Consider the following 12,888-nt stretch of genomic DNA (forward strand, 5'->3'; position numbering starts at 1 on the left):
CGGCATGGACAAACAGCGACTCACCCTCGCCGTCCTGACCGTCCTCCCGCTCGTCATGGCGTGCGGCAGCGGCGGGGGCAGCGCCTCCGTCGCGTCGGGGACGTCGGGAGTGTCGGGCGTCCACTGGAAGGTCGACAGCGTCACCGTGGACGGCACCACCCGGCGCGCTCCCGCGGCCGCCGACGTCCGGATCGACCCGGACGGAACCGCCGTGGGCAACTACGGCTGCAACGAGTTCAGCGCGAAGGCCGCCGTCACGGACGACCACGTCAAGCTGACGAACGCCACCCAGACCCTGATGGCCTGCGACGAGCCGCGCATGTCCTTCGAGCGCGCCCTCGCCCGCACCCTCACCGACCACTCCCTCACGGTCCGGACGGCGGACGACGGCCTGACGCTCACCACCGGCGACGGCGACCGCATCCACCTGACCAGGGAGAAGGCGACCGAGGACAAGGACGCACCCCTGTACGGAACGAAGTGGACGATCACGTCACTCGGTGCCGACGGCACGACGAGCAGCCTGCCGAAGGGGACCTCCGCGCACCTCACCTTCGACAAGAAGTCCGGCAAGGTCACCGGCAGCCTCGGCTGCAACCACGTCTCCGCGACGGCCACGGTCCGCGACGGACATATCACCCTCGGCGCCCCGTCCACCACCCGAATGATGTGCGACACCTCACTCATGAATACGGAGAAGCGCCTCCTGCGCCTCTTCGACGGCACGGCGACCTATGAGTTGGATCACCGAACTCTCACGCTGACCAGCGAAAACGGAGAAAGCGCCAAAGCCGTCGCCGAGCGGTGATCCATTACCGGCACGTATCCCCAATTCGGACCAGTGGTCGATCTCGCCTACACTCGGTGCCGTGCCACGTGGTGACGGTCGACTCAATCATGATCTGCTCCCCGGTGAGAAAGGCCCCCAGGACGCTTGCGGCGTCTTCGGAGTCTGGGCTCCGGGCGAAGAGGTCGCCAAGCTCACTTACTTCGGGCTCTACGCCCTCCAGCATCGGGGTCAGGAATCCGCGGGAATCGCGGTCAGCAACGGCTCCCAGATCCTCGTCTTCAAGGACATGGGCCTCGTGTCCCAGGTCTTCGACGAGACCTCGCTCGGTTCGCTGCAGGGTCACATCGCGGTCGGTCACGCCCGCTACTCGACCACCGGCGCCTCCGTGTGGGAGAACGCCCAGCCGACGTTCCGCGCCACCGCGCACGGCTCCATCGCGCTCGGCCACAACGGCAACCTGGTCAACACGGCGCAGCTCGCCGAGATGGTCGCCGATCTGCCGAAGAAGGAGGGCGGCCGCACCCCTCGTGTGGCGGCCACCAACGACACCGACCTCCTGACGGCCCTGCTCGCCGCCCAGGAGGACGAGGACGGCAAGCCGCTGACCATCGAGGAGGCCGCCCACACGGTCCTTCCGCAGGTCAAGGGCGCCTTCTCTCTCGTCTTCATGGACGAGCACACCCTCTACGCCGCCCGCGACCCGCAGGGCATCCGCCCGCTGGTCCTCGGCCGCCTCGAGCGTGGCTGGGTCGTCGCCTCCGAGTCCGCCGCCCTCGACATCTGCGGCGCGAGCTACGTCCGCGAGATCGAGCCGGGCGAGTTCGTGGCCATCGACGAGAACGGCCTGCGTACCTCCCGATTCGCGGATGCGAAGCCCAAGGGCTGTGTCTTCGAGTACGTGTACCTGGCCCGCCCCGACACCGACATCGCCGGCCGGAACGTGTACCTCTCCCGCGTGGAGATGGGCCGCAAGCTCGCCAAGGAAGCCCCGGTCGAGGCGGATCTGGTCATAGCGACTCCGGAGTCCGGCACCCCGGCCGCCATCGGCTACGCGGAGGCGTCCGGCATCCCGTTCGGCGCGGGCCTCGTGAAGAACGCGTACGTCGGCCGTACGTTCATCCAGCCCTCGCAGACCATCCGCCAGCTCGGCATCCGCCTGAAGCTGAACCCGCTGAAGGAAGTCATCAAGGGCAAGCGCCTGGTGGTCGTGGACGACTCGATCGTCCGCGGCAACACCCAGCGCGCCCTGGTCCGCATGCTCCGCGAGGCGGGCGCCGCCGAGGTCCACATCCGGATCTCCTCGCCGCCCGTGAAGTGGCCCTGCTTCTTCGGCATCGACTTCGCCACCCGCGCCGAACTCATCGCCAACGGCATGACGATCGACGAGATCGGTACCTCGCTCGGCGCCGACTCCCTGGCGTACATCTCCATCGACGGCATGATCGAGGCGACCACCATCGCCAAGCCGAACCTGTGCCGCGCCTGCTTCGACGGCGAGTACCCGATGGAGCTCCCCGACCCCGAGCTGCTTGGCAAGCAGCTGCTGGAGACGGAGCTGGCCGCCGGCCCGGCCGCCACGGCCGCCGCCGACGCGATCCGCCGCCCGTAGACGGTCCGTAACACCTGCAGTACGACACGAAAGTTCTCATTGGCCATGTCTGAGACAACTGGTGCCAGCTACGCAGCCGCGGGCGTCGACATCGAAGCGGGCGACCGCGCCGTCGAGCTGATGAAGGAGTGGGTGAAGAAGACCCAGCGCCCCGAGGTCCTCGGCGGCCTCGGCGGCTTCGCCGGCCTCTTCGACGCCTCCGCCCTCAAGAACTACGAGCGCCCCCTGCTCGCCTCGGCGACCGACGGCGTGGGCACGAAGGTCGACATCGCGCGCCAGCTGGGCGTGTACGACACCATCGGCCACGACCTGGTCGCGATGGTCATGGACGACATCGTGGTGTGCGGCGCCGAGCCGCTGTTCATGACCGACTACATCTGCGTCGGCAAGGTCCACCCCGAGCGCGTGGCCGCGATCGTCAAGGGCATCGCCGAGGGCTGCGTCCTGGCCGGCTGCGCTCTGGTCGGCGGCGAGACGGCCGAGCACCCCGGGCTGCTAGGCGAGGACGACTTCGACGTCGCCGGCGCCGGTACGGGCGTCGTGGAGGCCGACCGGCTGCTGGGCGCGGATCGTATCCGTACGGGTGACGCGGTGATCGCCATGGCGGCCTCCGGTCTTCACTCGAACGGGTACTCGCTCGTCCGGCACGTCCTGCTGAACCGGGCGGGCCTGTCGCTCGACGCCCGGATCGAGGAGTTCGGCCGCACGCTCGGCGAGGAGCTGCTGGAGCCGACCAAGATCTACTCGCTGGACTGCCTGGCGCTCACGCGCACCACGGACGTGCACGCGTTCAGCCATGTCACCGGCGGCGGACTCGCCGCCAACCTGGCCCGAGTGATCCCCGACGGTCTGCACGCGATCGTCGACCGCTCCACCTGGACCCCGGCCCCGATCTTCGACCTCGTCGGCAAGACCGGTCAGGTCGAGCGCCTCGAGCTGGAGAAGACCCTGAACATGGGCGTCGGCATGATCGCGATCGTGCCGGAGGAGTCGACCGACGTGGCGCTCGCGACACTGGCGGACCGCGGCGTCGAGGCCTGGGTCGCCGGTGAGATCACGGACCGCGGCGACCACGCGACGGGCGCGGAGCTGGTGGGCGACTACTCCGGCTGACAGCAGCGCAAAACCCGGTCCGGTGGTGTGGACCACCCCGGACCGGGTCGAGCACAGCTAGTGCGTCAAGCGCCGCGGCGATGTTGGGACGAAGGACCGGACTCGTCGTCCTCGTCCTCATCGTCGTCGTTATAGAGATCCGCGTACTGGGCGTACGGGTCGTCTTCGTCCTCGTCGTCCTCGAACGGCTCGCCGTTCGGCGGCTGGCTCGAAGTCGAAGCGCCCAGCTCGCTGGCCAGACGCGACAGGTCAGTCCCGCCGCTGTTGTACTTCAGCTGGCGGGCGACCTTCGTCTGCTTGGCCTTGGCCCGGCCGCGCCCCATGGCTCGACCCCCTCGGTGACGGGGCTCGACGGCCCCAGAGTCTTGACACGCGTTCATGATCTGGAACGGGCTCTCCGCAGAGAGACCGGTCCGTAGGGCTTCCACGGTACCTGAGCCCGCGCCCATACGGTACGTCGCCCGCAGGACGGTCACGGGTCCAGCACCTGCGGGGCGCCCCGTCCCCGCTGGTCAACCGCGATTTTAACCACTTCTTGGCGGGCGACCCGCCGACGAACGTGAGAGTTCTCTCTAAGTGTGCGCCGACGGGTACCGGCCAAACCTTCGAAGGCCCCGAATCAGTGCGCCGGGCGCCCCTCCGCCATCCGCTGCTCCGCGATCCGGTCGGCCGCTGCGGCCGGCGGAATCCCGTCCGCCTTCGCACGTGCGAATATGGCCAGCGTGGTGTCGAAGATCTTCGCCGCCTTGGCCTTGCACCGGTCGAAGTCGAAGCCGTGGAGCTCGTCGGCGACCTGGATGACACCGCCGGCGTTCACCACGTAGTCCGGCGCGTAGAGGATCCCGCGGTCGGCGAGGTCCTTCTCGACGCCCGGGTGGGCGAGCTGGTTGTTGGCCGCCCCGCAGACGATCTTCGCGGTCAGCGCCGGCACGGTGTCGTCGTTCAGGGCCCCGCCGAGCGCGCAGGGGGCGTAGATGTCGAGGCCGTCGACGCGGATCAGGGTCGCGGTGTCGGCGACGGCCGTCACGCCCGTCGAGTGCGCCGCGAGGATCCTTCCCACGGCCTCCTCACGCACGTCGGTGATCACGACCTCGGCGCCCTCGTCCCGCAGATGCCGGACCAGGTGGTGGCCGACCTTGCCGACGCCCGCGATGCCGACCCTGCGGCCGCGCAGCGACGGGTCGCCCCACAGGTGCTGGGCGCTGGCGCGCATGCCCTGGTAGACGCCGAAGGCGGTGAGGACGGAGGAGTCGCCGGCGCCGCCGTTCTCGGGCGAGCGGCCCGTGGTCCAGCGGCACTCGCGGGCGACGACGTCCATGTCGGCGACGTACGTGCCGACGTCGCAGGCGGTGACGTAGCGGCCGCCGAGGGAGGCGACGAACCGGCCGTAGGCCAGCAGCAGCTCCTCGCTCTTGATCCGCTCCGGGTCGCCGATGATCACGGCCTTGCCGCCGCCGTGGTCGAGACCGGCCATGGCGTTCTTGTACGACATCCCGCGCGCGAGGTTGAGCGCGTCGGCGACGGCCTCGGCCTCGTTCGCGTACGGGTAGAAGCGCGTACCGCCGAGCGCGGGGCCCAGGGCGGTGGAGTGGATGGCGATGACGGCCTTGAGGCCGCTGGCGCGGTCCTGGCAGAGCACGACTTGCTCATGACCTCCCTGATCCGAGTGGAACAGGGTGTGCAGTACATCAGCAGGTGCGCCGGTTACGTCGGTCACTGTGGTGACTCCTGAAGTAAGTAGCGGCGGTTGGAGACCAGCTCCCGTGCGGGTGGCGGGTGCTGTGAGCACGAGATTAAGCCTTGGGGCGCCCAGCCACCGCGCAGTGCTCAGGATCACCTACCGACGGAGTACGTCCGTGCGACGATTTGCATAGATTTCCCGCCCGTTTGTGAGCGGGTTCCGCAGGTTTTCCCGGTGGTGGGCGGGGGAGGGAGCAGGCGTGCCCAAGGTGTCCTCGGTGATCGTCCCGTACGCGACGTATCTGCGCGTGTACGAGCCACTGGCCGCCTTCCCCGAGCCGGAGCGCAGCCACTGGGCTCGCTACGCCCGCCGCCCCGACCGTCCCTCGTACCAGGACGAACTGCGCCGCTCCCTGGCCGACTTGCTGCCCACCCCGCCGATCCCGGTGCCGGTGCACGAGAGCAGCGACGCGTTCGTGCTGGAGGTCGACGGGGTGCTGTGCGTGTGCCCCTGGCGGACCCGGCTGCGTGGCTGGCAGGCCCTGCAGGAGCTGCCCGAGGAGCTGCCGAAGCCGGTCCTGGACGCGGTGCTGCCGGAGGTCGTAAGACGCCAGGCGACCCAGGACTACGAGCGCTGGCTGGTCCGCAACCCGGACGCCCGCCCCTGGATCCGTACGGCGACCTGGCAGGTGCCGCTGCACTGGTTCGTGCTGGTGGCGGACGAGGAGCGGCGCTTCGACAAGGGTTCCGGGGAGATCCCGCCGATGCTGCGCTACCAGACGCCGATGGTGCAGGCCCGGCGGCGGGTGGCGCGGGGTCTGCGCGCCCTCAAGGACGCCATCGACGACGGGCCGCTGATCGACGGCCTGGTGGACGTGGGGCGCTGGCTGGAGGAGTTCCATCCGCGCTCACTGGTGGAGCTGGACTACGGCGGCCTGGTGCACACCCTGCCGGCCGGCGACCTCGAGGACGACCACTCGGCGGCGGACGTGGCCGAGGGCGTCGAGGCGCTGCGGCACGGCGACGGTACTGCCGCGGGCGCCGCCTACGCCCGGCTGGTGGACCGCTGGCGCTCGGTCAGGGACCGGCGCTCGGCGAACTAGGGTCTGTCCGGCGGATCAGGTCGGCTGCAGGTAACAGCACTTGGCAGCCGCCTCGAGCGGGGTCTGGTGCGTGCAGCTGCAAGGCGGAGGAGCCGTGTCGATCAACCGCTGCCGCGGCGGGCGACGCGGGAGTGGGCGAGTGACGGCTACGCGGCAGATGGGCGTGCCAGAGCCCGCGACGCCGAGCTGATCCGCCGGGCAGACTCTAGGCCGCCTCTTGGCCCAAGGCTGACTCCAGGTAACGAACTGGCGTTTGACGAATCGCCCGTTTTGGGGTTTCGTCCTCGCACCGAGGTTCCTGAGGTTCCGTCAACATCGGACGTAGGCCCCGATCCGGGCTTATGTGTCGAGCGTGACGGAACGCACGTACCCGGCTCTTGCGTCGCTTGCCCCTCCTCATGCCAAAATAGGACAAGGAGTCCGGGGAGGACTCCGTCCGCATTGCACGCTTTGGGGGGTCTGGTGACTCCTGATCGCCCTGTGACTGATCGTCACAGTGGCGTGACTGTCCGCTATGGCATGGTCCATCGGCTTAGGTCGCTGATGAACACCTGGAGGGGCAATTCCATCGGTTTGGCCGACGCGGCTGGACAGATGGTGTAGTTGTAGTGCCGAGGACAAGCCGTTCGTCCTATAACCGACTCGACTCGCGTCCGCCATTTCGGGCAACGCGGGTCAAGGTGCAGAATTTAGAGGAAAGAACCGAGAAGGTTCGGTTCTCCCGAGGAGGCCGCTCATGACCGCTCGCACCCCTGATGCCGAGCCGCTGCTGACCCCGGCTGAGGTCGCCACCATGTTCCGCGTCGACCCGAAGACGGTCACGCGGTGGGCGAAGGCCGGAAAGCTCACTTCGATCCGTACGCTCGGCGGGCACCGCCGCTACCGCGAGGCGGAGGTCCGTGCACTGCTCGCGGGCATCCCCCAGCAGCGCAGCGAGGCCTGAACAACTTCATAACCGGGCAAAACGGCACGTCCCCCCAGACTTGCCGCAGCGCCCGAACCCTAGCTACAAGCGACGCGGGTTCTGCCCCAACAGGGCCCACGCCCACGCCCCTCCGGGCTTCCCAAGCAACAAACAGGGTGCGTCGTCGATCGCGCTGGACTCCGCCGGGTCCAGCGCGATCTTTTTGTGCGCGCGGGAAGTCTGGCCGGCGCCCCTGTGAGCAGCCTGGACGGAGTCTGGGGAGGGGTGTCGGATCTCCTGTGCGGGCCCTCGGCGGGGAGGGTGCAATTGCACATATTAAATTGACCTGTTGTAGGTGAGGTGTAAGTACCGCGGTCTCAGAAACTCATGCGGTGACACCCGTCACATGCCTGGGTCCTTGTTGCGTTCGGTGCGCGTGCGCTAGAGGAGGTATGCGCTCCAGCGTCCCACGGCGGGACGGGTGTTGAGGCCGGTCGATGGTCATGCGCCCGCGGGACTTTCGTCCTCGACCGCGTCGTCCGGCGCCGCGGCCACCGCTCTCGGCGAGGAGTCCATCGCCAGCCGGAGCAGGTGGTGGCAGATCGGGCAGTGGCGGGTCAGATGGCGGTAGGACGAAGCGGCCGCCAGATGCGCGCGGAGCAGGGCCCGCGTTTCGTGCCTGACCGACGCCGCCATACGCCACCTCCAGGGGCCGTACGAGGAACGGGGCCCTGTCTTCTGGGTACCGAGCGAATGTGACGCCGTCAAGACGGCCTGTGGCTCCGTCGGTGCGGCGTGGCCGGCGTGCCGGCTGTTTCCCGGCGCCGTCGTTGCCGTGGCCTGGAGGCATGAGAAAGGGCCCGCACCCCTTGCCGGGGTGCGGGCCCTTCTCTTACTGCGGTCCTGACGGGATTTGAACCCGCGGCCTCCACCTTGACAGGGTGGCGAGCACTCCAAACTGCTCCACAGGACCAGGTTTCGCGGCGCCATTTGTGCGTTGCGCTGCGAGAAGAGACTGTACAGGAGGGTGAGCCCGCTGGTCGAACTCACCCTGGGTGCACGGGCGGTTACGGAACGGCCGCGTCGATCGCCTTCACGATCCGCTTGTCGGAGACCGGATACGCCGTACCGAGCGCGTGGGCGAAGTAGCTGACCCGCAGCTCCTCGATCATCCAGCGGATGTCCAGGACGGAGGTGGGGATCGGGCGGCCCTGGGGGAGCTGTTCCAGGAGCCACGCGTACTCGTCCTGCATCTCGTGGACCTTCTCCATACGGGTCGTGTCCCGCTGGACCCCGGTCGGCATCTGCTGCAGGCGCCGGTCCGCGGCCACCAGGTACCGCATCAGGTCGGGCAGGCGGCGAAGCCCCGTCTCCGTCACGAAGCCCGGCTTCACGAGGGCGTCCAGCTGCCCCCGCACGTCCTGGAGGTTCGAGAGCAGCGCAGGGCTCCGTACGGCCTTCAGACGGCGCTCACAGGCCTGCCAGGCGGCCAGCACCTGCTGCACCTGCCCCACCGTACGGACCGTGGTGTCGACGATCTCGGCGCGCACCTTGTCGTACAGCTTCCGGTACGACTCCTCGTCCCACGCCGGTCCCCCGAAGTCGCCGATCAGCTTGTCCGCCGCCGCCATCGCGCAGTCGTCGAAGAGGCCCTGGATCGAGCCGTGCGGGTTTGCGGACAGGGCGAGCTTCTGGGGGTTCGTCAGCTCCTCGGACGCGAACTTGGCGGGGTTCACCGGGATGTTGCGCAGGATCAGGCGCCGCGTGCCCTTCCACATCGCCTCCGCCTGCTCCACCTCCGTGTCGAAGAGGCGTACGGAGACCGTGTCGCCGTCGTCCACCAGCGCCGGGTACGCCTTCACCGGCTGACCGGCCCGGCGGGTCTCGAAGACGCGGGTGAGGGAGCCGATCGTCCAGTCCGTCAGGCCCTTGCGCTCGAGGGACTCGCCGCCCTGGCGCTCGGCCGTCGCGGCGGCCGCCTGGGACAGGGCCTGGCGTGCCTTCGGCCTCAGGCGCAGCTTCAGCGCCTCCAGGTCCTTGTCCTCGGCCAGCTTGCGGCGCCGTTCGTCGACGATCCGGAAGGTGATGCGGAGGTGGTCCGGCACCTTCGACCAGTCGAAGTCGTCGGCCTCGAAGGGGACGCCGACCATGCGCTTCAGCTCGCGCGCCATCGTCGTCGTCAACGGCTCCTGGAGCGGTACGGCCGTATCGAGGAACCGCTTCGCGAAGTTCGGTGCCGGCACGTAGTTGCGGCGGATCGGCTTCGGGAGGGAGCGGATCAGCTCGGTGACGACCTCTTCCCGCAGGCCCGGGATCTGCCATTCGAAGCCCTCGTCCGTGACCTGGTTGAGGACCTGGAGCGGGACGTGGACGGTCACACCGTCGGCGTCCGCGCCCGGCTCGAACTGGTAGGTGACACGGAACTTCAGCGGGCCCTGCCGCCAGGAGTCCGGATAGTCGGCCTTGGTGACCGCCTCCGCCGACTCCCGGATGAGCATCTCCCGCTCGAAGTCGAGGAACTCGGGCTGCTCGTGCCGCTTCCGCTTCCACCAGGAGTCGAAGTGGGCGCCGGAGACGACGTGTTCGGGCACCCGGGCGTCGTAGAAGTCGAAGAGCGTCTCGTCGTCGACGACGATGTCGCGACGCCGGGCGCGGTGCTCCAACTCCTCGACCTCGCTGAGGAGTTTGCGGTTGTCGGCGAAGAACTTGTGGTGCGTGCGCCAGTCGCCTTCGACGAGCGCGTTGCGGATGAACAGCTCGCGGCTGACCTCGGGGTCGATGCGGCCGTAGTTCACCTTCCGCTGGGCGACGATCGGGACGCCGTACAGCGTGACCTTCTCGTACGCCATCACGGCCGCCTGGTCCTTCTCCCAGTGCGGTTCGCTGTACGTCCGCTTCAGCAGATGTTCCGCGAGCGGCTCGACCCACTCGGGCTCGATCTTGGCGTTGACGCGGGCCCAGAGGCGGGAGGTCTCCACCAGCTCGGCGGACATGACGAAACGCGGCGGCTTCTTGAAGAGGGCCGAGCCCGGGAAGACCGCGAACTTGGCGTTCCGCGCGCCCAGATACTCGTTCTTCGCGCCGTCCTTCACGTCCTTCATGCCGATGTGCGAGAGCAGACCGGCGAGGAGGGAGACGTGGATACGGTCGCCGGGGGCGTCGTCCTCGTTGAGGTGGATGCCCATCTGCTTGGCGACCGTGCGGAGTTGGCTGTAGATGTCCTGCCATTCGCGGATGCGCAGGAAGTTCAGGTACTCCTGCTTGCACATCCGGCGGAAGGACGACGAGCCGCGCTCCTTCTGCTGCTCGCGGATGTAGCGCCAGAGGCTCAGGTAGGCGAGGAAGTCGCTGGTCTCGTCCTTGAAGCGGGCGTGCTGCTGGTCGGCCTGCGCCTGTTTGTCGGCCGGGCGCTCGCGCGGGTCCTGGATGGAGAGCGCGGCGGCTATGACCATGACCTCGCGCACGCAGCCGTTCTTGTCGGCCTCCAGGACCATGCGGGCCAGGCGGGGGTCGACGGGCAGCTGGGCGAGCTTGCGGCCGGTCTGGGTGAGCCGCTTGCGCACGTCCTTCTCCGCCGGGTCCAACGCGCCCAGTTCCTGGAGCAGTTGGACACCGTCGCGGATGTTGCGGTGGTCCGGCGGGTCGATGAACGGGAACTTCTCGATGTCGCCGAGGCCGGCCGCGGTCATCTGCAGGATGACGGAGGCGAGATTCGTACGGAGGATCTCCGCGTCCGTGAACTCCGGTCGGGCGACGAAGTCGTCCTCGGAGTAGAGGCGGATGCAGATGCCGTCGGACGTACGGCCGCAGCGGCCCTTGCGCTGGTTGGCGCTGGCCTGGGAGATCGGCTCGATGGGCAGCCGCTGCACCTTCGTACGGTGGCTGTAGCGGGAGATACGGGCGAAGCCCGGGTCGATGACGTACTTGATGCCCGGGACGGTCAGCGAGGTCTCGGCGACGTTCGTGGCCAGAACGATCCTGCGCCCGGTGTGCGGCTGGAAGACGCGGTGCTGCTCGGCGTGCGAGAGGCGGGCGTAGAGGGGCAGCACCTCGGTGAACCGGTAGTTCTTCTTGACCAGCGCGTCCGCGGTGTCGCGGATCTCCCGCTCACCGGAGAGGAAGACGAGGATGTCGCCCTTGCCCTCCCCCTGAAGCTCCTCGACGGCGTCGCAGATCGCGGTGATCTGGTCGCGGTCGGAGTCGTCACTGTCCTCTTCGAGGAGCGGGCGATACCGCACCTCCACCGGATACGTACGGCCGCTGACCTCGACGATCGGGGCGTCGCCGAAGTGCCGGGAGAACCGCTCGGGGTCGATGGTCGCGGAGGTGATGACGACCTTGAGGTCGGGCCGGCGCGGCAGCAGCTGGGCCAGGTAGCCCAGCAGGAAGTCGATGTTGAGGGAGCGCTCGTGGGCCTCGTCGATGATGATCGTGTCGTAGGCGCGCAGCTCGCGGTCGGTCTGGATCTCGGCGAGCAGGATGCCGTCCGTCATCAGCTTGATGAAGGTCGAGTCCTGGTTCACCTGGTCGGTGAAGCGGACCTTCCAGCCGACGGTCTCGCCGAGGGGCGTGTCCAGCTCCTCCGCGACGCGCTCGGCGACGGTACGGGCGGCGATACGGCGGGGCTGGGTGTGCCCGATCATTCCCCGGACCCCGCGCCCCAGCTCCACACAGATCTTCGGGATCTGCGTGGTCTTCCCGGATCCGGTCTCGCCGGCGACGATCACGACCTGATGGTCGCGGATGGCGTCGGCGATCTCGCTCTTCTTCTGGCTGACGGGCAGCTGCTCGGGGTATGTGACGGCGGGCACGCGGCTGAGCCGCTCGCCGATCCGCTCCTCGGCGCGGGCCACCTCCGCCTCGATCTCGGCGAGAACGGCGGCCTGGGCCTCCGGCTTACGGATCTTGCGCGCGCCTTCGAGCCTGCGCCCGAGCCGGTGCGCGTCGCGCAGGGACAGCTCGGTCAGGCGGGGGGCGAGGGTGCCGAAGGCCGGGGTGGCGGGGGCAGGGTGCGTAGACATACGCGATCCAGGATCTCATCCCCGGGAAATCCGTGGCGAACGATTTGTCAGGGGGTCCGCTGCCCCGGAGGCGTCGCGGGCGGCGGCGCCTGGTGTCGCATGCCGCCCTCGCCCAGCGCGATCGACTTCGCGGTGTTGGAGACGGCCTTGATCCCCAGGTAGGCCGTGGTCAAGCTGCTGACCGCGGTGAACGCGGCGGTCAGCACACCGACGATGACCGCCCTGTCGCCGTCGAGCTGCCACACCCCGAAGATCGCGACGCCGGAGATCGAGAGATTGCTGAGCACGACCGCAAGCAGTCCGTACCGCGCGCGGTCCTTCTCCAGCTCGACATCCCGAATGGCCTTGGCTTCGTCCCTGCTCATCGTCCCCCGCCCCCTGGACCTACGCCGACCAGGCAGAACGTAGCGCTACGGGGGAACGCTGCCAAGCGCCGGGTACGACGAAAGCCCCGTCCGAAGACGGGGCTTTCGTATCTTGTGGCTGGGGCCGGGGTCGAACCGGCGACCTATCGCTTTTCAGGCGATCGCTCGTACCAACTGAGCTACCCAGCCACGAGGCTTCCGAGGAAGCCTCAGCGGTCCTGACGGGATTTGAACCCGCGGCCTCCACCTTGACAGGGTGGCGAGCACTCCAAACTGCTCCACAGGACCAAGCGATGCGTACGA

The 12,888-nt window shown here is 68.6% G+C and carries 10 protein-coding genes and 3 tRNA genes; 5 read left to right on the top strand and 8 right to left on the bottom strand.

Features of this window, described 5'->3' with window-relative positions:
* Positions 1 to 4: 4 nt before the first annotated feature.
* The 3 genes from ACFY1L_RS35555 (at position 5) to purM (ending at position 3,512) form a co-directional block, all read left to right on the top strand.
* On the top strand, positions 5 to 808 hold the full coding sequence (locus tag ACFY1L_RS35555) for an META domain-containing protein (RefSeq protein WP_388833475.1): 804 nt from the start codon (positions 5 to 7) through the stop codon (positions 806 to 808).
* 61 nt (positions 809 to 869) lie between these two features.
* Entirely contained in the window at positions 870 to 2,399 is a 1,530-nt protein-coding gene (gene purF / locus ACFY1L_RS35560) for an amidophosphoribosyltransferase (protein ID WP_388833478.1), read from the top strand.
* A 45-nt stretch (positions 2,400 to 2,444) separates the two neighbouring features.
* Positions 2,445 to 3,512, top strand: a complete 1,068-nt coding sequence (gene purM, locus ACFY1L_RS35565) for a phosphoribosylformylglycinamidine cyclo-ligase (RefSeq protein ID WP_388833481.1) — start codon at positions 2,445 to 2,447, stop codon at positions 3,510 to 3,512.
* Between the two features lie 65 nt (positions 3,513 to 3,577).
* Here purM and ACFY1L_RS35570 read toward each other — a convergent pair whose 3' ends face one another.
* Positions 3,578 to 3,835: a DUF3073 domain-containing protein gene (locus tag ACFY1L_RS35570; RefSeq protein ID WP_361273844.1), complete on the bottom strand. Its 258-nt coding sequence runs from the start codon at positions 3,833 to 3,835 to the stop codon at positions 3,578 to 3,580.
* Between the two features lie 296 nt (positions 3,836 to 4,131).
* Positions 4,132 to 5,229 (bottom strand): Leu/Phe/Val dehydrogenase, encoded by a 1,098-nt coding sequence (locus ACFY1L_RS35575; protein ID WP_388833489.1) that lies wholly within the window; start codon positions 5,227 to 5,229, stop codon positions 4,132 to 4,134.
* 223 nt (positions 5,230 to 5,452) lie between these two features.
* Here ACFY1L_RS35575 and ACFY1L_RS35580 point away from each other — a divergent pair, with 223 nt between their 5' ends.
* Together ACFY1L_RS35580 and bldC are read left to right on the top strand one after the other, a co-directional pair.
* Complete coding sequence (locus ACFY1L_RS35580; RefSeq protein ID WP_388833492.1) at positions 5,453 to 6,295, top strand: hypothetical protein; 843 nt, start codon at positions 5,453 to 5,455, stop codon at positions 6,293 to 6,295.
* Positions 6,296 to 7,031: 736 nt separating this feature from the next.
* Entirely contained in the window at positions 7,032 to 7,238 is a 207-nt protein-coding gene (gene bldC, locus ACFY1L_RS35585) for a developmental transcriptional regulator BldC (protein ID WP_003949541.1), read from the top strand.
* A 462-nt stretch (positions 7,239 to 7,700) separates the two neighbouring features.
* Here bldC and ACFY1L_RS35590 read toward each other — a convergent pair whose 3' ends face one another.
* The 6 genes from ACFY1L_RS35590 to ACFY1L_RS35615 form a co-directional block, all read right to left on the bottom strand.
* Positions 7,701 to 7,895 carry a DUF6274 family protein gene (locus ACFY1L_RS35590; protein ID WP_388833495.1) on the bottom strand — a complete coding sequence of 65 codons (195 nt, stop codon included), beginning with the start codon at positions 7,893 to 7,895 and terminating at the stop codon, positions 7,701 to 7,703.
* Between the two features lie 202 nt (positions 7,896 to 8,097).
* A tRNA-Asp gene (locus ACFY1L_RS35595) sits at positions 8,098 to 8,172 on the bottom strand.
* 94 nt (positions 8,173 to 8,266) lie between these two features.
* Positions 8,267 to 12,220, bottom strand: coding sequence for an ATP-dependent RNA helicase HrpA (hrpA, locus tag ACFY1L_RS35600; RefSeq protein WP_388833498.1), 3,954 nt, complete (start codon positions 12,218 to 12,220; stop codon positions 8,267 to 8,269).
* A gap of 47 nt (positions 12,221 to 12,267) precedes the next feature.
* Positions 12,268 to 12,585 (bottom strand): hypothetical protein, encoded by a 318-nt coding sequence (locus ACFY1L_RS35605; RefSeq protein WP_388833501.1) that lies wholly within the window; start codon positions 12,583 to 12,585, stop codon positions 12,268 to 12,270.
* Positions 12,586 to 12,700: 115 nt separating this feature from the next.
* Positions 12,701 to 12,774, bottom strand: a tRNA-Phe gene (locus ACFY1L_RS35610).
* 24 nt (positions 12,775 to 12,798) lie between these two features.
* Positions 12,799 to 12,873 (bottom strand) — tRNA-Asp (locus ACFY1L_RS35615).
* Positions 12,874 to 12,888 lie beyond the last annotated feature (15 nt).

This window comes from Streptomyces sp. NPDC001663, assembly GCF_042893105.1.
GTDB lineage: Bacteria > Actinomycetota > Actinomycetes > Streptomycetales > Streptomycetaceae > Streptomyces.

Coding starts and splice junctions, on each gene's coding strand:
- ACFY1L_RS35555 (WP_388833475.1), top strand. CDS start 5: ATGGACAAACAGCGACTCACCCTCGCCGTCCTGACCGTCCTCCCGCTC.
- purM (WP_388833481.1), top strand. CDS start 2,445: ATGTCTGAGACAACTGGTGCCAGCTACGCAGCCGCGGGCGTCGACATC.
- ACFY1L_RS35570 (WP_361273844.1), bottom strand. CDS start 3,835: ATGGGGCGCGGCCGGGCCAAGGCCAAGCAGACGAAGGTCGCCCGCCAG.
- bldC (WP_003949541.1), top strand. CDS start 7,032: ATGACCGCTCGCACCCCTGATGCCGAGCCGCTGCTGACCCCGGCTGAG.
- ACFY1L_RS35590 (WP_388833495.1), bottom strand. CDS start 7,895: ATGGCGGCGTCGGTCAGGCACGAAACGCGGGCCCTGCTCCGCGCGCAT.
- hrpA (WP_388833498.1), bottom strand. CDS start 12,220: ATGTCTACGCACCCTGCCCCCGCCACCCCGGCCTTCGGCACCCTCGCC.
- ACFY1L_RS35605 (WP_388833501.1), bottom strand. CDS start 12,585: ATGAGCAGGGACGAAGCCAAGGCCATTCGGGATGTCGAGCTGGAGAAG.